The following is a 16,510-nucleotide window of genomic DNA, read 5'->3' on the forward strand; positions in this document are numbered from 1 at the left end:
AGTGGGTCATGACGGAGCATGGAGCGTGTTTTTATCGATCGGGTGAACCCATGCAGGATTTTCTCAGGCAACTGCCCAAGGCCGAGCTGCATCTGCACATCGAGGGGACCCTCGAGCCGGAGCTGATGATGGCGCTCGCCGAGCGCAATGGTGTGACCCTGCCGTATGCATCGGTCGAGGAGGTCCGCCGGGCTTATGACTTCGCCGATCTGTCGGCGTTTCTCGAGCTGTACTTCCTCGGCATGAGCGTCCTGCGCCATGAGGCGGATTTCGAGGATCTGGCCATGGACTATTTGCGCCGCGCCCATGCCGAGGGCGTGGTGCATGTCGAGATGCATGTCGATCCCCAGGCGCATCTGGCCCGCGGCGTGCCGCTCGAGGCGGTGCTCAATGGTCTGGAGCGGGCCCGCACGCGTGCCGCGCGGGAGCTCGATATCTCGACGGCACTGATTCTGGCCTTCCTGCGTGACAAGCCCGTCGACGAAGCCATGCAGTTGCTGGAAGCGGTCGAACCCTACCGGGAGCGATTCGCGGCGGTCGGCCTGGATAGTGCCGAACTTGGCTATCCACCGGGCCGCTTCGCCGGGGTCTTCCAGCGTGCCAGGCAGATGGGGCTGGCCTGTGTGGCGCATGCCGGCGAAGAAGGCCCGCCCGAGTATATCCACGAGGCGCTGGAGCAGCTTCAGGTGCGTCGTGTCGATCACGGCGTGCGCTGCCTGGAGGATCCGGCCCTGGTCGAGACGCTTCGCGAGCGTGGCATCGTGCTGACGTTATGCCCTTTGTCCAACGTCAGCCTCAAGGTGGTCGAGCGACTCGCCGAGCATCCCTTGCCGCGCCTGCTCGAGGCGGGGCTCAGCCTGACCCTGAGCTCCGACGATCCCGCCTACTTCGGCGGCGGCATGCTGGACAACTTCCTGGCCTGCCGGGAGGCCTTCGGCTGGGGGGAAGCGACCTTCCGGCAACTGGCGGCCAATGCCATCGACGAGGCCTTCATGAGCGAAGCCAGGCGCGCCGAGCTGCAGGCCCGCCTGGCTGATTGCTGAAGTCGACGCCGGCTTAGCCGGATCGCTGGTGGACGCACTCGCCGTTGGCCCAGGTAGCATGCACGGCGCGATCATCGCCCAGCATCATCAGCGCGAAGAGGCGCTCGGCCAGGTTCCGGCTGCGGGCATTCTGTCGCTTGAGCAAGGGGCTGGCATCCGGGTCGAGGACAACGATGTCGGCCTCGCCACCGGGGCGCAGTTGGCCGATATGCTCGTCGAGACGCAGGGCTCGCGCATTGCCCAGGGTTAGCTGATAGAAGCCCTGCCAGGCGGTCAGTGGCTGGCCTAGTAACTGGCCGACCTGGTAGGCGGCCTTGAGGCTGCCGAGCGGTGACAGGTCGGTCCCGCCGCCAACGTCGCTGGCCAGGCTGACGGTCAGTCCCGCCTCGCGGCTGGCCTGGCGATCGAAGAGGCCGCTGCCGAGGAACAGATTGGACGTGGGGCAGAAGGCGACATTGGCTCCGGCATCCGCCAGCCGCTGGCGCATGGGCCGGGTCAGGTGAATGCCATGCGCGAAGGTGCTGCGCGGGCCGACCAGGCCGTGGCGTTCGTAGACGTCCAGGTAGTCGCGACTCTCCGGAAACAACTCGGCCACCCAGTCGATCTCGCCCTGGTTTTCGGAGAGGTGTGTCTGCAGGTGCAGGTCCGGCGCATCAGCCAGGACGCCGCCCGTGGCATCCAGCTGTTCGCGGGTCGAGGTCGGCGCAAAGCGCGGCGTCAGGGTGTAACCCAGGCGGTCACGGCCGTGCCAGTCGGCAATCAGGCGTTCGCTATCGGCGATGCCGCCCAACGGGGTGTCGAGCAGCTCGGGCGGGGCATGGCGATCCATCAACACCTTGCCGGCTAGCATGCGCAGCCCGCGTCGCCGAGCGGCGGTGAAGAACGCATCCACCGAGCCGGGGTGCGAGGTGCAGAACACCTGGGCCGTAGTCGTGCCGACGCGCAGCGCCTCATCGAGAAAGGCCTCGGCGATGACATCGGCATGGGCCTGGCGGGCGAAGCGGCATTCTTCGGGGAAGGTGTAGTCGTTGAGCCAGTCGAGCAGCTGACGCCCCCAACAGGCCATGATGTCGAGCTGCACGTAGTGCACATGGGTATCGATGAAGCCGGGCATCATCAGTTTGTCGCGATAGTCGACGGTCTCGATATGCGCCGGCAGGTCCTCGGCTACTGCCGCATGATGACCTACGCGGCGAATGACGCCGCCTTCGATCAGAATGGCGCCGTCCTGTTCATGAAAGACGCTGCCCTGGGCGGGAGTGTCGCTGTCTCCCGGGTCGTGATGGAAGCTCAGTAGCGGGCCACGCAGAAGACGCATGGCGGATGGTGAATGACTCATGGGGGATGCTTGCTGTCGGGAAATCAGGATGGCCGTGTCAGAGCATGACATCTCGCCGGCAAAAAACCACGGCCTGTGGTCGGTCATCATCGCCTCTGGATGATGTTGGTGCGACACCGTGACGCACGGCTCGGGCCACGTAAAGCCTTGTCGGCGGCCCGGCAGACTGAGAAAGTCATAGTGTAGCGATATAATAGTGCGAAAATCTCTGCACTAAAGGGTGGTTCATGCGCGAATCCTGTCCCTGTGGTAGCGGCCACTTTCTGGCCGCGTGTTGTGGTCGCCATCACGACGGCGAGCCGGCGGCAACGCCGGAAGCCCTGATGCGCGCCCGCTTCAGCGCCTTCGCTCTGGGTCGCAATGACTATCTGCTGGCGACCTGGCACCCGGATACGCGGCCGGCCAGCTTGCCGGACGAGGATCCGACCCATTGGATTCGCCTCGAGATCATCGAAAGCTCAAGCGATGGCGACCAGGGGCGGGTGCACTTTCGTGCCACCTTCCGTGAAGGTCGGCGCTGGGGCGTGCTCGAGGAGGACTCCAGGTTCACTCGACTCGATGCTGGCTGGTGCTATGCGGATGGCGAGCCGCGCGTAATGCGCCTCAAGCCGGGTCGCAACAACCCCTGCCCGTGTGGCAGCGGACGCAAGGGTAAACAGTGCTGCCTTCGGTCCTGATGACACGGCATCGATGGCGGCGGGAGAGAATGACATGAAACATCGGGGTCTTGTGCTGTGTCTGGGCGTTCCCCTGGGGTTTTTGACGCTGCTGGGCGGTTTGATCTTCGGGGGGCAAGCTATCTCAGCCATCAAACTCGACAGCGAGATTGAGCAGGCGCTGGCCAACAAGCTGGCCATCGATGATGCCATTCAGGTGGATCACCTGCAGCGCGTCAACAACGGTTATGGCTATTGCGGGCTGTACAAGTCGGCTTCCGCCGAGGACGGATATGCGTCCTTCTTCTACAACACTATCGAGGACCGAGTGACGGTCGACATCAAGTCCGATCGCTTCACCTCCAATTGTGGTCTGTCGTCCTTCTGCTGAAGCATATGGCAGCAGGTGAAGACGTCTTTACCCGGGTACCGGGTGCCCCCTGACAAGGAGCCTCTCATGGCAAAGCAATTTCGCGGGACCCGTCAGCCTGGCTGGATGGCGCCATTGGCCCTTCTGGCCGGCGCTGTGATGTCATTGAATGCGCAGGCTGGCGACCTTGAAGTCTCGGAGGCGCGCATGCGCGTGCTGCCCGGCGAGATGCCGGCGGCCGGTTATTTCCAGCTCCACAACGGTGGGGAAGGGACTGTGGTACTGGTCGGTGCGCATAGTGCGGCCTTCGGCCACGTGGAGCTGCACCGCAGCATGAGTCATGACGGCATGGCCAGCATGGAGGCCGTCGAGCAGGTCGAACTGGCAGCCGGCGAGTCCATCGAATTCGCGCCCCAGGGGTATCATCTGATGTTGATGCAGCCCGCCGGCGAGGTGGCCGTGGGCGAGAGTGTCGAAATCGTCCTCAACTTCGAACAGGCCGAGCCGTTGTCCGTGGACTTCGAGGCCGTGCCGCCCACGTCACTCTAGGAGTCGATGTTGTCCATGTTCTCTGTTTTCGCAAGGCGACGGTCTCGGGCTTTCCCTGCCTGGCGGCTGGCTCTGCTGCTGGGGGGCACGATGCTGTTGGCCGGCTGTGTGGATCACAACTGGGAAACCAATGACATCACCGATGTGATGCCGGACCTGGAATTCGATCTGGTCGACGAGAATGGTCAGGACGTCAGCGCCGAGGATTACATCGGCAAGCCCACCTTTGTGTTCTTTGGCTTCACCCATTGTCCGGATGTCTGTCCGACCACCCTGGCCAAGCTCTCGGCCGCCATCAAGCAGCTGGATGAGTCGCGTCGGGATGATGTCCAGGTGCTTTTCGTTTCGGTGGACCCGGGACGCGACACGCCGCAGATCATGAAGCAGTATACCCAGGCCTTTGGTCCGCAGTTCATCGGCCTGACCGGCCAGCGGAAAAAGATCGATGCCGTGACCAATCGCTACCGGGTGACCTATGAATATGGCGAGCGGGATGACCAGGGCCACTACAATGTGACCCACTCCAGCAGTGTCTTTGCCTTCAATCGCGAGGGCGAAGCGCGTTTCATGGCCAGTGATTTCGACACCATCGATTCGATTCTCGGCGACCTGAAATATCTGCTCAAGCACGGTTGAGTGGCTGCGCGCGCAGTGCGAGCCGTGCTTCTCCTCCTGACAAAAAAGGCCCGTCGGCTCAGCACCGGCGGGCCTTTTGCTTTCTGGCATCAGCCAGGATCAGAGCGTCATGGCGGCCACCCAGCCAAAGGCGATCAGCGGGATGTTGTAGTGCAGGAAGGTCGGCACCACGCTGTCCCAGATGTGGTCATGCTGCCCGTCGGCGTTGAGGCCGGCGGTAGGGCCCAGCGTCGAGTCCGAGGCCGGGGAGCCGGCGTCGCCCAGTGCCGCTGCGGTGCCCACCAGGGCGATGGTGGCCATGGGCGAGAAGCCGAAGTTGAGGGCCAGGGGCACATAGAGGGAGGCAATGATGGGAATCGTCGAGAAGGAGGAGCCGATGCCCATGGTGATGAAAAGTCCCACCAGCAGCATGATCAACGCCGCCAGCCCCTTGTTGTCGCCGATGAGGTCGGCCGAGCCCGAGACCAGTGCCTCGACTTCACCGCTGGCCTGCATGACGCTGGCGAATCCCGCCGCCGAGATCATGATGAAGCCGACCAGGGCCATCATGCGCATGCCTTCGGTGAAGATGTCGTCCTGCTCGTGCCAACGGAAGACGCCGCTTACCGAGAGCAGGGCGAAGCCGAACAGACCACCCAGCACCATGGAGCCACTGAACAGCTGAACCGCCACCGTGCCCACTAGGGACAGGCCGAGAATGGCGATCTGCCAGGGCCTGAGCTGCTGGGCCGCCTGCTCGGGCGTTTCATCGCCATGCGCCAGGTCGATGTCCTGATAATCGCGTTTACGGCGGTAGCTGAAGAGCACGGCTAGGACCAGACCGATGGCCATTCCGCCGATGGGCACGATCATGGCCATGGGCACCATGCCGGCGGAGACGTCCAGACCGTTGTCATTGAGGTTGGTCAGGAGGATGTCGTTCAGAAAGATCGAACCGAAGCCGACCGGCAGCAGCATGTAGGGGGCGGTGATGCCGAAGGTGATGACGCAGGCCACGGCGCGGCGGTCGAGCTGCAGGTGGTTCATGAGCTTGAGCAGCGGCGGCACCAGCACCGGGATAAAGGCAATATGCACCGGAATCAGGTTCTGGGAGCTGACGGCCGCCGCCAACAGTACGCCGAGCACCATGAAGGCGATGTGGCGATGGTTGGCAGTGCTGTCATCCAGGTTGAGCCCAGCAATCGCCTTGCTGGAAAGCAACTGGGTGATGCCCGAACGTGACAGCGCCACGGCGAAGGCACCGAGGACCGCATAGGAAATGGCGACCTTGGCCCCGTTGCCCAGGCCGTCGTTGAAGGCGGAAAGGATTTCGCCCAGTGGCATGCCGGCCGTCAGGCCGCCCACCAGGGCGGCGGCAATCAGCGCGAACACCACGGATACACGCATCAGGCTCAGAGTGACCATGACCAGGATGGCCAGGACTACAGCGTTCATGTCTTGTCCCTTGAATGAAGAATGGGGTGAGAATCTTGTCGGGTGATCCCGGTCGGCCAGGCTGGTATCTTGTAGCCCTTGTGCGCCCTGACCGGTATCCGGCCAGTCGCGGCGACAGCTTGCAGGCTGGCCTGAGACCAGACGATCAGCGGTGTTGCGGGCGCAGATGATATCACCCTATTCGCCAAACGCCACCGCGCTGGTCGAGGCCTGTCGCACGACTCGGCTTCCTTTTTGCCCCTCCAGGAGAAACGTCATGGCATCGAGCGATTTCACGGCCAGTCCGGCAATGCGTCATAGCCCCGCCGCGGTGCGTAATCGGCAACCCATTCTCGAGGTCCTCCAGGCGGTGCTGCCGGAGCAGGCCGAGGTGCTGGAGCTGGCCAGCGGCAGTGGCGAGCATGCCCTGCATTGTGCGACGGCGATGCCGGGCTGGCGCTGGCAGCCCAGCGACCTGGACGATGAGTCCCTGGCGTCCATCGAGGCCTGGCGGAGTGCCTGCGGCCCCGGCAATCTCGCCTCTCCTATCCGCCTGGATGCGACCCGGGAGTGGCCGTCCGGCAAGCTGGATGCCATCGTGGCCATCAACTTGGTGCATATCTCGCCCTGGCAGGTGACCGAGGCCTTGATGGCGCGTGCCGGCGAGACGCTGATAGCGAACGGCGTGCTTTATCTCTACGGCCCCTATCGACGCCATGGGCAGCACACCTCTGCCAGCAATGCGACCTTCGATGCGGATCTCCAGCGGCGCGATCCGCGCTGGGGGGTGAGAGATCTAGACCGGGTGCTGGAGCTGGCGGGGCGTCACGGCCTGGTGCTCGAGCGCGTGGTCGAGATGCCGGCCAACAACCTCAGCGTAGTGCTGCGTCGCCACGGATCAAACGCTGTCGGCAATGCCTCGTCTTGCGATGATGACGGAATTCATGGTCCGACAATGAGTGCTTAGCGTGGACTAGTTCGAGGTCCAACCGGACCAGGCGGCGAGGGTGGCCTGGTGTCTAGCGCTGGCGGTGACAAAAATGCTGGGCCCATCAGTAACGGCAATACCGCTCCGGGAATGGTTACGTTGAGCCTGGGGATCTTTGTGACTGTCTGTGACCATTCTGGCCGAGCGGATTCTTCGCTTCGACGAGGATCATCAGGCCCTTTCACGCCTGGCGGCCGAACGCCTGGCCGGATAGGCGTCGCCGAGGCGATACCGCTCCCGGGGACAAGCCCCGGGAGATCTCAACGCGACGCCGGGGGCTCTCCCGGTACCCGATAACGCGGGCCCTCTTGTCGGCGCTCCTGACGCGTCTTGGTGTCATCCTCGGCGGGCACGCCCCACACCGTCTCGCGACTGCCGTCCTGCCAGGTATAGGTCGTGCAGCCTCCCAGCAGCAGCCCGGTCAGCAGCAGGGCCAACCCGGATCGCTTGATATGACTCATGATGTCTCCAGGACATTGTGCCAGTTGGTTGCGATTGGCCGGCGACTGGTTCATTCAAGCCAGAGCTTCATGATCGGCCGGCAAGCGCCATTGTGTCCAAGCGTTCTTCAGGGCGCCCGTGCCGGCTCGCCAAGTGGCCATCGTGCCATACAAAAAAACCGCCACTCGGAATAACCCGTGAGTGGCGGTTTTCAGCATTTTGGTCGGAGCGACTGGATTCGAACCAGCGACCTTCGCAACCCCATTGCGACGCGCTACCAAGCTGCGCCACGCTCCGATTCATGTCCCGGACTTGCCCGAGAACGAGGCGTATACTAGCGCGTTGATGACCAAATGAAAAGCCCTTTTTTGGCTTCTTTTCAATTGCTTGGCGGCACGGGTCGAAAGGGTGGCTTGAGTGATCGTTGTGCCACACTATCAGCCTGGCCATCAAATGGATCGTCCAGGTCCATTTGATTATCGCCCGTACCACGCTGGCACAGATGGTTCTTCTGGTGTGGCGCGGGCTCGCGTCGGCCTGGGCTGGCGGCGGTACGTTGCAGTGCCACGATTGACCCGACATGACAGCATGCCGGGTTAATATGGCGTGTGGCGGGCGTGGAGACGCCTCCATCGAAAACACACACGAGAGGTTGAGATGCCGTTGGTGATGGGGATGAGTATGTTGCTGGCCTGCCAGATGCTCGGTGAGCTGGTGACGATCGGTTTGTCACTGCCCGTACCGGGGCCTGTGATCGGGATGGTGATACTGCTGGGTGGCTTGTTGCTTTACGGCAAAGTGCCGGAAGGCCTACGCCATACGGGAGAAGGGCTCTTGCGCTACCTGACGCTGTTGTTCGTCCCGGCGGGCGTGGGTCTGATGGTGCACGGGGCACTGATCGGGGCGGATTGGCTGGCCATCGTGCTCACGCTGATCGCCTCCACCGCCTTGACCATCGCAGTGACGGCCTGGGTCTTTGACTGGCTGCAACGGCGCTGGGGAGTGAGCGGTTCGGAGGATGGTGACCGATGAATGTCGTGCCACTCGATACCCTGTGGGTGTATCTGGCCGCCAGCCCCTTGCTGTCGCTGCTGGCGACGCTGGTGGCATTTGCCCTGGCGGTGCGCCTCAATCGTCTGTTGGGTGGCACGCCCCTGCTGCATCCCGTCACTCTGGCGATAGCCATCCTCATCGGTTGGCTCTGGCTGATCGACATGGATTACCCCCGTTATTTCGAAGGGGCTCAGTTCATCCATTTTCTACTCGGCCCCGCCACGGTGGCGCTGGCCATTCCGCTCTATGATCACCGCGAGCGGGTGAGGCGACTCCTCTGGCCATTATTGATTGCCTGTGTCGCGGGGATTGTCACGGCCGTCGCCAGTACTCTGGGCATGGCGCTGTTGCTGGGGGCAGGTCAAGAGACCCTGGTGTCGCTGGCGCCGCGCTCGGTGACGTCGCCGATCGCCATGGGTATCGCCGAACAGATTGGTGGCATTCCGTCGCTGGCCGCGGGACTGGTGTTGCTGACGGGCTCTATCGGGTGCGCGCTGGGGCCGGGCATCTTTCGTCTGTTGCGCATCACGGATCCGGCCGTGATGGGGTTCAGCATGGGGCTTGCGGCACATGGCTTCGGCACGGCGCATTGCTTTGCCCGGCTGGGCACTGTGGCGGGTGCCCTGGCAGGCCTGGCCATGGGCCTGACTGGCCTGCTGACGGCTTTCATTCTGCCCCTAGTGATCCAGTTGCTTGGCATGAACTAGGCATTGTTCGAAAACTGTCTGCGCTCGATGACCTGCCGGGGCATTTCCCGGGCCATGGGGCGGGGTGCGTCTGAGAGTATCTGATGCCCCGGCAAGGAGGATTGCAGCATGTGGCGTGTCATTCAGTCGGTTCTGGCCGCTTTTTTTGGTGTTCAGAAGGAGAGCCGCCGAACCGAGGACTTCACTCATGGGCGTGGTTTTGTGTTCATCGTTGTCGGCCTGGTCATGGCGGCGCTGCTGGTGGGGCTACTGGTTCTGGTGGCGTCTCTCGCCGCCGAATAGCCGGGGCCGCCGGTTCGCCCGTATCGCCCATTTCGCGCTGACGCAAGGGGGCTGCATGTTTTGGGCAGGTGGGGAGGGGCTGCTTCGCGAGCGCTTTCCGACACTGCGCTGAACACTGGTCCGTGACGAATGGCTGGGCTCTTCTATACTCCTCATAGCACCGCCGGTTATCAGGCATCTGTCACAAGGAGGCCGTGCCCATGCGGCTCGTATGGACTGTAGGGCTTGTCAGCGCGGGACTGTCCAGCAAGGTGCTGGCCAACCAATGGAACATGCCGGTGGGCGTGACGGACGTCAGCCGCGAGATTCATTCGCTGCACATGATCATTTTCTGGATCTGTGTGGCGATCGGTGTCGTTGTCTTCGGCGCGCTGTTCTATTCGCTGTTTCGCTATCGCCGCTCGCGGGGCGCCAGGGCATCCAACTTCCATGAGCACACCACGCTCGAGATTGTCTGGACCGTGGTCCCCCTGTTGATCCTGGTGGCCATGGCGATACCGGCCACGGCGACCCTCAAGAAAATGTACGACACCTCCGAGGCCGACCTGGATGTGATGATCACCGGCCAGCAATGGCGCTGGCGCTACTCCTATCTGGGTGAAGAGGTGGCATTCACCTCGAATCTTGCCACGCCGCGCTCCCAGGTCGAAGGCAAGAGTGCCAAGAGCGAGAACTATCTTCTCGAAGTCGATGAGCCGCTGGTCCTGCCGGTCGGGCAGAAAGTCAGGCTGTTGATGACCTCGGATGATGTCATTCATTCCTGGTGGGTGCCGGACCTGGCGGTCAAGCAGGATGCGGTGCCGGGGTTTGTCAACGAGAACTGGGTGCGTATCAATGAGCCGGGCATCTATCGCGGGCAGTGCGCCGAGTTGTGTGGCAAGGATCATGCTTTCATGCCGGTGGTGGTCAAGGCCGTCGAGCCCCCCGAATTCGAATCCTGGCTGGCCCAACGCAAGGAAGCGGCCGCACAGGCGGCATTGGGCGTCGACCGCGAGTGGGCGCTCGAGGAGTTGATGACACGTGGTGAGCAGGTCTATGCCACGATCTGTGCGTCCTGTCACATGCCGGATGGTCAGGGTAGTCCGCCGGCCTTCCCGGCGCTGGCGGGTAACCAGACCATGCTGGATGACGCGGACTATCACATCGAAACCGTCATCAATGGTGTGTCGGGAAGCGCCATGCCGGCCTTCAGAAGCACCTTGAATGCCGTGGAGCTCGCAGCGGTGATCACCTATGAGCGAAATGCCTGGGGGAATGACACCGGGGAAGCCATCCAGCCGGCACGAATTGCCGAATTGATCGACTCGCCCTGAATCGGCAGTCGCATATCGAGGAGATAGGCCATGGCGTCGCACTTGCCTACTGGATCGTCCGCCTCGCAACAGCAGTCCGGGGCCGCGGAGATGACATCCGACACGCACCACAGCGGGCCAACCGGCCTGATGCGCTGGTTGTTGACGACCAATCACAAGGAAATCGGTACCCTTTACTTGCTGTTTTCACTGGCCATGTTCTTCATTGGCGGTCTCTTTGCCATGGTCGTGCGGGCGGAGCTCTTTCAGCCGGGACTGCAACTGGTGCAGCCCGAGTTTTTTAACCAGATGACCACCATGCATGGCCTGATCATGGTGTTCGGCGCCGTCATGCCGGCCTTCGTGGGCCTGGCCAACTGGATGGTACCCCTGCAGATCGGCGCGCCGGACATGGCGTTGCCGCGGCTCAACAACTTCAGCTTCTGGCTGCTGCCCGTGGCATTCACCATGTTGCTGGCCACCCTGGTCATGCCCGGCGGGGCACCGAACTTCGGCTGGACCTTCTATGCGCCGCTTTCGACCACCTATGCGCCACCGTCCACGACCTTTTTCATCTTCTCGCTGCATCTGGCGGGAATCAGCTCGATTCTCGGCGCCATCAACATCATCGCCACCATTCTCAATCTGCGCGCGCCGGGCATGCGCATGATGGACATGCCGCTGTTCGTCTGGACCTGGTTGATCACCGCCTTCCTGTTAATCGCGGTCATGCCTGTGCTGGCCGGCGTGATCACCATGATGCTGCTGGACATTCATTTCGGCACCAGCTTCTTCAATGCCGCAGGCGGTGGTGACCCGGTCCTCTTTCAACATCTTTTCTGGTTTTTCGGTCATCCCGAGGTGTACATCATGATCCTGCCGGCCTTCGGCATTGTCTCGGTGATCATTCCGACCTTCGCCCGCAAGCGCCTGTTCGGTTATGCCTCCATGGTCTACGCAACCGCCTCCATTGCCATTCTTTCCTTCCTGGTCTGGGCGCATCACATGTTCGTGGTGGGCCTGCCGCTGACCGCCGAGCTGTTCTTCATGTACAGCACCATGCTGATTTCGGTGCCCACCGGGGTGAAGGTGTTCAACTGGATTACCACCCTGTTCCGGGGCTCGCTGACCTTCGAGCCGCCGATGCTGTTTGCCCTGGCGTTTGTGGTGTTGTTCACCATTGGCGGATTCTCCGGGTTGATGCTGGCCATTTCCCCGGCGGACTTCCAGTATCACGACACTTACTTCGTCGTGGCGCACTTCCATTATGTACTCGTCCCGGGCGCGGTCTTTGCCATCATGGCGGCAGTCTATTACTGGCTACCCAAGTGGACCGGTCACTACCCGCATCTGCGCCTTTCGCAGTGGCATTTCTGGCTGTCGGTGGTGGGGGTGAACCTGACATTCTTTCCCATGCACTTTGCGGGCCTGGCCGGCATGCCCCGGCGCATTCCGGATTACTCCCTGCAATTCGCCGACTTCAACATGATCACCAGCATCGGCGGCTTTCTGTTCGGTCTTTCCCAGTTGCTGTTCGTGCTGGTCGTGGTGCTCTGTGTTCGTGGCGGCAGGAAGGCTCCGGCGCAAGCCTGGGAGGGGGCCGAGGATCTCGAATGGACGGTGCCCAGCCCGGCGCCCTTGCATACCTTCGAGACACCTCCCGATTTCACCCCCTATCGTCACTGAGTGACGGATGACGGGAGGCTCGGATGGACAGACAGTTCCTGGAAGGCAGGCGTCGCGGGGTGCGACGCACGGTGGCGAGAACCCTGGTGGCCCTGGTGTTAATGGGCTGCTTCGCGATTGCCCTGGTGCCCCTCTACGATGTGTTCTGCGAGGTCACCGGGCTGAATGGCAAGACCGCATCCCGCGCCCAGGCCCTGTCAGCTCAGTCGGCCGATCAAACCCGGTTGGTGACCATGCAGTTTATTACGCGAAGCAGTTCCGGTCTGCCCTGGGCGCTGACCACCGAGACTCGTCAGTTGCGCCTTCATCCCGGCCAGAGCGCTGAAGTCTCGTTCACCTTTCACAACCTGGGCAACAGGCCTTATGTGGCAAGGGCCGTGCCCAGCGTGTCGCCATCCGAGGCCTCGGTGCACCTGCGCAAGCTGGCCTGTTTCTGCTTCGAGAACCAGCGCCTGGCCGCCGGCGAGCGCTTCGAGGCGCCTCTGGTATTCCAGTTGACGCGAGACCTGCCGGAAGACGTCAAGACGGTCACCCTGGTCTATACCCTCTATGAACAGCAGGTCAGCCTGTCGCGTCACAGCGCGATGCAACGACCGGGAGGTGAAACATGAGCGGTGGTAGCTATTACGTACCCGCATCCAGCAAGTGGCCGATCCTGGCGTGCCTTGCCCTGGGGGGCATGATGCTGGGAACAGGTATGTTGCTGGTGTACGGCGCCTCCGGAATGCCGATCATGATGGCAGGCCTCGTGGGTGTTTTGCTGGTGATGGCGCTGTGGTTTCGCGACGTGGTGCTGGAGTCGCGAAAGGGGCTCTACGACGAACAGATGGATCGCTCCTTTCGCTGGGGCATGGGCTGGTTCATCTTTTCCGAGGTGATGTTCTTCGCGGCCTTTTTCGGCGCGCTTTTCTATATTCGCATCTTTGCCCTGCCATGGCTGGACGGCGAGGGCGCCAAGGGGGTCGCCGCTCTTCTATGGCCGGATTTCACCGCCAGCTGGCCGCTGCTGGAGCCCCCGGGTACTGACGTGCAAGGGCCTTCCTCGACCCTCAGCCCCTGGCACCTGCCATTGGTCAACACGCTGATTCTCGTGGGCTCGAGCATTACCCTGACGGTGGCACATGAAGGGCTCAAGGAAGGGCAGCGTCGGGTGGTGAAAAACTGGCTCGGGCTGACCGTGCTGCTGGGGCTGTGTTTCATTGCGATTCAGGGCATCGAGTATCGCGAGGCCTATCTGCACTACGGCATCACCCTGGACGCGGGCATCTATGGGGCGACCTTCTTTCTCCTGACCGGCTTTCACGGGGCACATGTAATCATCGGCACCCTGATCCTGGCTGTCATGCTGGTCCGGGTTCTACGCGGCCACTTTGCGCCGGACGATCAGTTCGGCTTTGAAGCGGCTGCCTGGTACTGGCACTTCGTCGATGTGGTATGGATCGGTCTGTTTCTGTTTGTCTATGTGTTCTGAACCGGCGCCGGGCGGATGGGCCTCAATGCCCCAGTTGACCGGAAAGAAAGCCATAGACCAGCAGGGCAAGCAAGAGGGTGGCCAGACACACGCGCAGCTTCAGCGAAATGAGCACGCGCCGGGATCGGCCACCATCCTTCATCAACCAGCCGGCGCCCGCCGCCAGGCTTGCCAGCATGGCGATGAAGATGAGTGCAACAAGGATCTTGATGAGCATTAGCGACTCCCGGACGACAGGTCGGACCGCTGACCGTTGGAAACGTCGTCTATTGTGCTGGTATGCCTTCTGGGCATGCGTGGTGATCACGGGTCTGTCACTGGGACTATGGCAGTGGGAGCGTGCGTCCGACAAGCAAGCGATGCTTACGCAATTCGATACGGCACCGAGCCTTGAGGCACCCCGCGAGGCTCCCCCCGAGGGGGCACGGCTGACGGTTGGCGGAGAGTTCATTGCCGAACGCACACTCTATCTGGACAACCGTACCCATGATGGTCGCCTGGGGGTTGCGGCGTTGACGCCGCTGAGGGGCGAGGATGGACGCTTGTGGCTGATTCAGCGCGGGTTCCACGAGACCGGGCCGACGCGTGCCGAGCCGCGGGTGGCGACTCCGACTGGGTCGGTCACGGTCAAGGGTCGCTGGCAGGCGTCGGGCGAAGCGGCGCCGCTTTTCGGCCCCAACCGGGAGGGGCGTCGTCTGCAGCGCATCGACCTGGCTGCCTGGCCGTCCCTGGGACCGTTTGCCCATGCCGGCTGGTTGCATCAGACGAGTGGTGATGGGCAGCTGACGCCGTGGTGGCAACCCAATGTGCTGCCGCCCTCGCGACACCTAGCCTACGCCTTTCAATGGTGGGGGCTGGCCATGGCGGCGATAGTCATCATGCTGCTGGGAGCACGACGAATGCGCGCGGACAGGGAGACCCAGGATGGTGAAAGACGCTGATTCACGCGGCCGGCTCAAGTTGCTGGCACTCTTCGTGGTGTTCGCACTGCCCATGGCTATGGCCTGGGCCATGGTCGAATGGCGCATCGGGGTGCCGGATGAACGAACCGCTCATGGACAACTTCATACGGCGCTACCCAGGCTGGCTGAATGGCCGCTGCCGCCCGTGGAAAAGGAGGGCGCGGACGACTGGCTCATGGTCTTTGACTGCGATTCGGGGTGTGCCACGCAAGCAGACCGTTGGTGGCGGGTCCATCGAGCTTTGGGGCGCGATGCCCACCGCGTGAGTCGTTTGCGGATTGCTGAGGCATCCGGCAAGGCGCTTCCGGGGGAGCGGATTGTGGGCTGGAAGCAGCTACCCGCCTGGGCTAGCGCCGGTGTGCTGTGGATCCTAGACCCTGAAGGCAGGCCCGTTCTCAGCTATGCGCCAGGGGTGGATGCCTCTCATGTGCTGGAGGATATCGAGCGGCTTCTTGAGCTCAATCCCGAGCCCCCCGTGACTTCAATGGACGACGCTTGAGAGGAGGGGCTGTGCATGGATCAAAGCGCTTCAAGGCCGACCAGGCAACGAGTCGTGTGCTGGTTGAGTCTGCTGGGCATGCTGCTGTCCCTGCTGGTGGTGCTGGCCGGTGCCTGGACACGGCTGGTTGATGCCGGCCTGGGTTGCCCTGATTGGCCGGGATGCTTCGGCCAATGGAACGTGCCGGATGTCGATACAGCGCTTTCTCATTCACCCGGAAGTGTCTTCGATGCCTCCAAGGCCTGGATGGAAATGTGGCATCGCTACATGGCTTCCCTGCTGGGGGTGGTGGTGGTGCTGGTGGTGATGCTGGGCCGGCCGTTGCGCCGGCACTCGGGCTATCCCTGGCGGCTGTCGCTGGGTCTGCTGATGATAATACTCATTCAGGGTGGCTTCGGTGCCCTGACAGTGACGCTTAGACTCTGGCCCCAGGTAGTGACTCTGCACCTGCTCGGGGGCCTGGCAGTGGCGGGTCTGTTTCTGTGGCTGCATCTTCATCTGCGACACCCATTGGGGCAGGTCCTCAAGCACCCGCGCCATCGCGGACTCTCGCCATTGTGGGCGCTTTCCCTGGGTCTGCTGGTTCTACAGCTGGCGCTGGGTGGCTGGACGTCAAGTAACTACGCGGGGCTTGCCTGCCATGGCTTTCCTGCCTGCAACGGTGAGTGGTGGCCCAGTGCAGACTGGGGCGAGGGCTTTCACCTTACCCAGACAGTCGGGCCGGAGTACCTGCACGGCCAGCTCCATGCCGAGGCACGTACTGCCATTCACCTGGCTCACCGGCTTGGGGGAGGAGCCCTGTTGTTGAGCCTGGCGGCACTGGCCTGGCGCTGCCGGCGTGAGCCGAGGGTTAGGCGCCTCGTGCTGACCTGGCTGGGCGTCTCGATAGCCCAATCGGCCCTGGGCGCCTCCAATGTTCTGCTCTGGCTACCTGCCTGGCTGGCGCTTTTGCACACAGCGGGCGCCGCCTTGAGCATGTTGTTGGCCTTGCTGGCATTCTGGCAGTGGCAGCGAGTCGGGACAGCGGCTTGCCTCGAGCAGCGCTCGCGATGGGTGCCGCCCGCCTGGCTGGCTCGGGTAGTGAATCGCGGTTGAGTCCAGCGAATCCGGTGTCCGGGAAAGA

The 16,510-nt window shown here is 62.6% G+C and carries 20 protein-coding genes and 1 tRNA gene; 16 read left to right on the forward strand and 5 right to left on the reverse strand.

All coding sequences use genetic code 11. The features are described 5' to 3' along the window. The first annotated feature begins 50 nt into the window (after window positions 1–50). Window positions 51–1,043 (forward strand): adenosine deaminase, encoded by a 993-nt coding sequence (locus QWY74_RS11220; RefSeq protein WP_264825720.1) that lies wholly within the window; start codon window positions 51–53, stop codon window positions 1,041–1,043. Between the two features lie 13 nt (window positions 1,044–1,056). Here the strand turns inward: QWY74_RS11220 and guaD are convergent, their stop codons facing one another. After that, window positions 1,057–2,382, reverse strand: coding sequence for a guanine deaminase (gene guaD / locus QWY74_RS11225; RefSeq protein ID WP_264825721.1), 1,326 nt, complete (start codon window positions 2,380–2,382; stop codon window positions 1,057–1,059). A 227-nt stretch (window positions 2,383–2,609) separates the two neighbouring features. Here guaD and QWY74_RS11230 point away from each other — a divergent pair, with 227 nt between their 5' ends. From QWY74_RS11230 to QWY74_RS11245, 4 genes are all read left to right on the forward strand, one after another. After that, complete coding sequence (locus tag QWY74_RS11230) at window positions 2,610–3,059, forward strand: YchJ family protein (protein WP_264825722.1); 450 nt, start codon at window positions 2,610–2,612, stop codon at window positions 3,057–3,059. Between the two features lie 34 nt (window positions 3,060–3,093). Beyond that, window positions 3,094–3,429, forward strand: coding sequence for a hypothetical protein (locus QWY74_RS11235; RefSeq protein ID WP_264825724.1), 336 nt, complete (start codon window positions 3,094–3,096; stop codon window positions 3,427–3,429). A gap of 66 nt (window positions 3,430–3,495) precedes the next feature. Beyond that, window positions 3,496–3,957 carry a copper chaperone PCu(A)C gene (locus tag QWY74_RS11240; RefSeq protein WP_264825725.1) on the forward strand — a complete coding sequence of 154 codons (462 nt, stop codon included), beginning with the start codon at window positions 3,496–3,498 and terminating at the stop codon, window positions 3,955–3,957. Window positions 3,958–4,047: 90 nt separating this feature from the next. Next, window positions 4,048–4,593, forward strand: a complete 546-nt coding sequence (locus tag QWY74_RS11245; protein ID WP_290314347.1) for an SCO family protein — start codon at window positions 4,048–4,050, stop codon at window positions 4,591–4,593. Window positions 4,594–4,692: 99 nt separating this feature from the next. Here the strand turns inward: QWY74_RS11245 and QWY74_RS11250 are convergent, their stop codons facing one another. Continuing rightward, window positions 4,693–6,027: a Na+/H+ antiporter family protein gene (locus QWY74_RS11250; RefSeq protein ID WP_264825727.1), complete on the reverse strand. Its 1,335-nt coding sequence runs from the start codon at window positions 6,025–6,027 to the stop codon at window positions 4,693–4,695. 256 nt (window positions 6,028–6,283) lie between these two features. Here QWY74_RS11250 and QWY74_RS11255 point away from each other — a divergent pair, with 256 nt between their 5' ends. Continuing rightward, window positions 6,284–6,973: a class I SAM-dependent methyltransferase gene (locus QWY74_RS11255; RefSeq protein WP_264825728.1), complete on the forward strand. Its 690-nt coding sequence runs from the start codon at window positions 6,284–6,286 to the stop codon at window positions 6,971–6,973. A 281-nt stretch (window positions 6,974–7,254) separates the two neighbouring features. Here the strand turns inward: QWY74_RS11255 and QWY74_RS11260 are convergent, their stop codons facing one another. Together QWY74_RS11260 and QWY74_RS11265 are read right to left on the reverse strand one after the other, a co-directional pair. Beyond that, window positions 7,255–7,455, reverse strand: a complete 201-nt coding sequence (locus QWY74_RS11260) for a hypothetical protein (RefSeq protein ID WP_264825729.1) — start codon at window positions 7,453–7,455, stop codon at window positions 7,255–7,257. Between the two features lie 200 nt (window positions 7,456–7,655). Beyond that, window positions 7,656–7,732: transfer RNA gene (locus QWY74_RS11265), tRNA-Pro, on the reverse strand. A gap of 378 nt (window positions 7,733–8,110) precedes the next feature. Between QWY74_RS11265 and QWY74_RS11270 the strand changes: the two genes are divergently transcribed. From QWY74_RS11270 to QWY74_RS11300, 7 genes are all read left to right on the forward strand, one after another. Then, window positions 8,111–8,467 (forward strand): CidA/LrgA family protein, encoded by a 357-nt coding sequence (locus QWY74_RS11270; RefSeq protein ID WP_353960325.1) that lies wholly within the window; start codon window positions 8,111–8,113, stop codon window positions 8,465–8,467. Beyond that, window positions 8,464–9,195, forward strand: coding sequence for an LrgB family protein (locus QWY74_RS11275; protein WP_264825731.1), 732 nt, complete (start codon window positions 8,464–8,466; stop codon window positions 9,193–9,195). Before QWY74_RS11270 ends, QWY74_RS11275 begins: the two co-directional genes overlap by 4 nt. Before the next feature lie 108 nt (window positions 9,196–9,303). Further along, complete coding sequence (locus QWY74_RS11280; protein WP_264825733.1) at window positions 9,304–9,477, forward strand: DUF2970 domain-containing protein; 174 nt, start codon at window positions 9,304–9,306, stop codon at window positions 9,475–9,477. Between the two features lie 200 nt (window positions 9,478–9,677). Next, on the forward strand, window positions 9,678–10,790 hold the full coding sequence (gene coxB / locus QWY74_RS11285) for a cytochrome c oxidase subunit II (RefSeq protein WP_264825734.1): 1,113 nt from the start codon (window positions 9,678–9,680) through the stop codon (window positions 10,788–10,790). A 90-nt stretch (window positions 10,791–10,880) separates the two neighbouring features. After that, the gene (gene ctaD / locus QWY74_RS11290; RefSeq protein WP_264825909.1) at window positions 10,881–12,455 is read left to right on the forward strand and encodes a cytochrome c oxidase subunit I; all 1,575 of its coding nucleotides are present in this window, start codon (window positions 10,881–10,883) and stop codon (window positions 12,453–12,455) included. A 23-nt stretch (window positions 12,456–12,478) separates the two neighbouring features. Beyond that, window positions 12,479–13,066: a cytochrome c oxidase assembly protein gene (locus tag QWY74_RS11295; RefSeq protein WP_290314352.1), complete on the forward strand. Its 588-nt coding sequence runs from the start codon at window positions 12,479–12,481 to the stop codon at window positions 13,064–13,066. Beyond that, on the forward strand, window positions 13,063–13,926 hold the full coding sequence (locus tag QWY74_RS11300; protein WP_290314353.1) for a cytochrome c oxidase subunit 3: 864 nt from the start codon (window positions 13,063–13,065) through the stop codon (window positions 13,924–13,926). Before QWY74_RS11295 ends, QWY74_RS11300 begins: the two co-directional genes overlap by 4 nt. 22 nt (window positions 13,927–13,948) lie before the next feature. On the opposite strand, the gene QWY74_RS11305 is transcribed toward QWY74_RS11300, so the two are convergent. After that, window positions 13,949–14,143: a DUF2909 family protein gene (locus QWY74_RS11305; RefSeq protein ID WP_264825737.1), complete on the reverse strand. Its 195-nt coding sequence runs from the start codon at window positions 14,141–14,143 to the stop codon at window positions 13,949–13,951. On the opposite strand from QWY74_RS11305, the gene QWY74_RS11310 reads away from it, so the two are divergent. The 3 genes from QWY74_RS11310 to QWY74_RS11320 are packed head-to-tail and all read left to right on the forward strand — an operon-like array spanning window position 14,136 to window position 16,482. Continuing rightward, window positions 14,136–14,867, forward strand: a complete 732-nt coding sequence (locus QWY74_RS11310) for an SURF1 family protein (RefSeq protein WP_290314354.1) — start codon at window positions 14,136–14,138, stop codon at window positions 14,865–14,867. The genes QWY74_RS11305 and QWY74_RS11310 overlap by 8 nt on opposite strands. Further along, window positions 14,851–15,387, forward strand: a complete 537-nt coding sequence (locus QWY74_RS11315) for a redox-active disulfide-containing membrane protein (protein WP_290314355.1) — start codon at window positions 14,851–14,853, stop codon at window positions 15,385–15,387. The genes QWY74_RS11310 and QWY74_RS11315 overlap by 17 nt, the downstream gene beginning before the upstream one ends. 15 nt (window positions 15,388–15,402) lie before the next feature. Next, complete coding sequence (locus QWY74_RS11320; protein WP_290314357.1) at window positions 15,403–16,482, forward strand: COX15/CtaA family protein; 1,080 nt, start codon at window positions 15,403–15,405, stop codon at window positions 16,480–16,482. Window positions 16,483–16,510: the final 28 nt, after the last annotated feature.

Origin of the sequence: Halomonas almeriensis (assembly GCF_030409235.1) — a bacterium.
Classification (GTDB): domain Bacteria; phylum Pseudomonadota; class Gammaproteobacteria; order Pseudomonadales; family Halomonadaceae; genus Halomonas; species Halomonas almeriensis.

Excerpts from the sequence above, each read along its gene's own strand:
- QWY74_RS11320 (WP_290314357.1), top strand. The coding sequence starts at position 15,403 with ATGGATCAAAGCGCTTCAAGGCCGACCAGGCAACGAGTCGTGTGCTGG.
- QWY74_RS11295 (WP_290314352.1), top strand. The coding sequence starts at position 12,479 with ATGGACAGACAGTTCCTGGAAGGCAGGCGTCGCGGGGTGCGACGCACG.
- QWY74_RS11270 (WP_353960325.1), top strand. The coding sequence starts at position 8,111 with ATGAGTATGTTGCTGGCCTGCCAGATGCTCGGTGAGCTGGTGACGATC.
- QWY74_RS11245 (WP_290314347.1), top strand. The coding sequence starts at position 4,048 with ATGCTGTTGGCCGGCTGTGTGGATCACAACTGGGAAACCAATGACATC.
- QWY74_RS11255 (WP_264825728.1), top strand. The coding sequence starts at position 6,284 with ATGGCATCGAGCGATTTCACGGCCAGTCCGGCAATGCGTCATAGCCCC.
- QWY74_RS11240 (WP_264825725.1), top strand. The coding sequence starts at position 3,496 with ATGGCAAAGCAATTTCGCGGGACCCGTCAGCCTGGCTGGATGGCGCCA.
- QWY74_RS11305 (WP_264825737.1), bottom strand. The coding sequence starts at position 14,143 with ATGCTCATCAAGATCCTTGTTGCACTCATCTTCATCGCCATGCTGGCA.
- QWY74_RS11275 (WP_264825731.1), top strand. The coding sequence starts at position 8,464 with ATGAATGTCGTGCCACTCGATACCCTGTGGGTGTATCTGGCCGCCAGC.
- QWY74_RS11220 (WP_264825720.1), top strand. The coding sequence starts at position 51 with ATGCAGGATTTTCTCAGGCAACTGCCCAAGGCCGAGCTGCATCTGCAC.
- QWY74_RS11310 (WP_290314354.1), top strand. The coding sequence starts at position 14,136 with ATGAGCATTAGCGACTCCCGGACGACAGGTCGGACCGCTGACCGTTGG.
- QWY74_RS11280 (WP_264825733.1), top strand. The coding sequence starts at position 9,304 with ATGTGGCGTGTCATTCAGTCGGTTCTGGCCGCTTTTTTTGGTGTTCAG.
- ctaD (WP_264825909.1), top strand. The coding sequence starts at position 10,881 with ATGACATCCGACACGCACCACAGCGGGCCAACCGGCCTGATGCGCTGG.
- QWY74_RS11235 (WP_264825724.1), top strand. The coding sequence starts at position 3,094 with ATGAAACATCGGGGTCTTGTGCTGTGTCTGGGCGTTCCCCTGGGGTTT.
- QWY74_RS11260 (WP_264825729.1), bottom strand. The coding sequence starts at position 7,455 with ATGAGTCATATCAAGCGATCCGGGTTGGCCCTGCTGCTGACCGGGCTG.
- QWY74_RS11250 (WP_264825727.1), bottom strand. The coding sequence starts at position 6,027 with ATGAACGCTGTAGTCCTGGCCATCCTGGTCATGGTCACTCTGAGCCTG.
- QWY74_RS11300 (WP_290314353.1), top strand. The coding sequence starts at position 13,063 with ATGAGCGGTGGTAGCTATTACGTACCCGCATCCAGCAAGTGGCCGATC.
- QWY74_RS11315 (WP_290314355.1), top strand. The coding sequence starts at position 14,851 with ATGGTGAAAGACGCTGATTCACGCGGCCGGCTCAAGTTGCTGGCACTC.
- guaD (WP_264825721.1), bottom strand. The coding sequence starts at position 2,382 with ATGAGTCATTCACCATCCGCCATGCGTCTTCTGCGTGGCCCGCTACTG.
- QWY74_RS11230 (WP_264825722.1), top strand. The coding sequence starts at position 2,610 with ATGCGCGAATCCTGTCCCTGTGGTAGCGGCCACTTTCTGGCCGCGTGT.
- coxB (WP_264825734.1), top strand. The coding sequence starts at position 9,678 with ATGCGGCTCGTATGGACTGTAGGGCTTGTCAGCGCGGGACTGTCCAGC.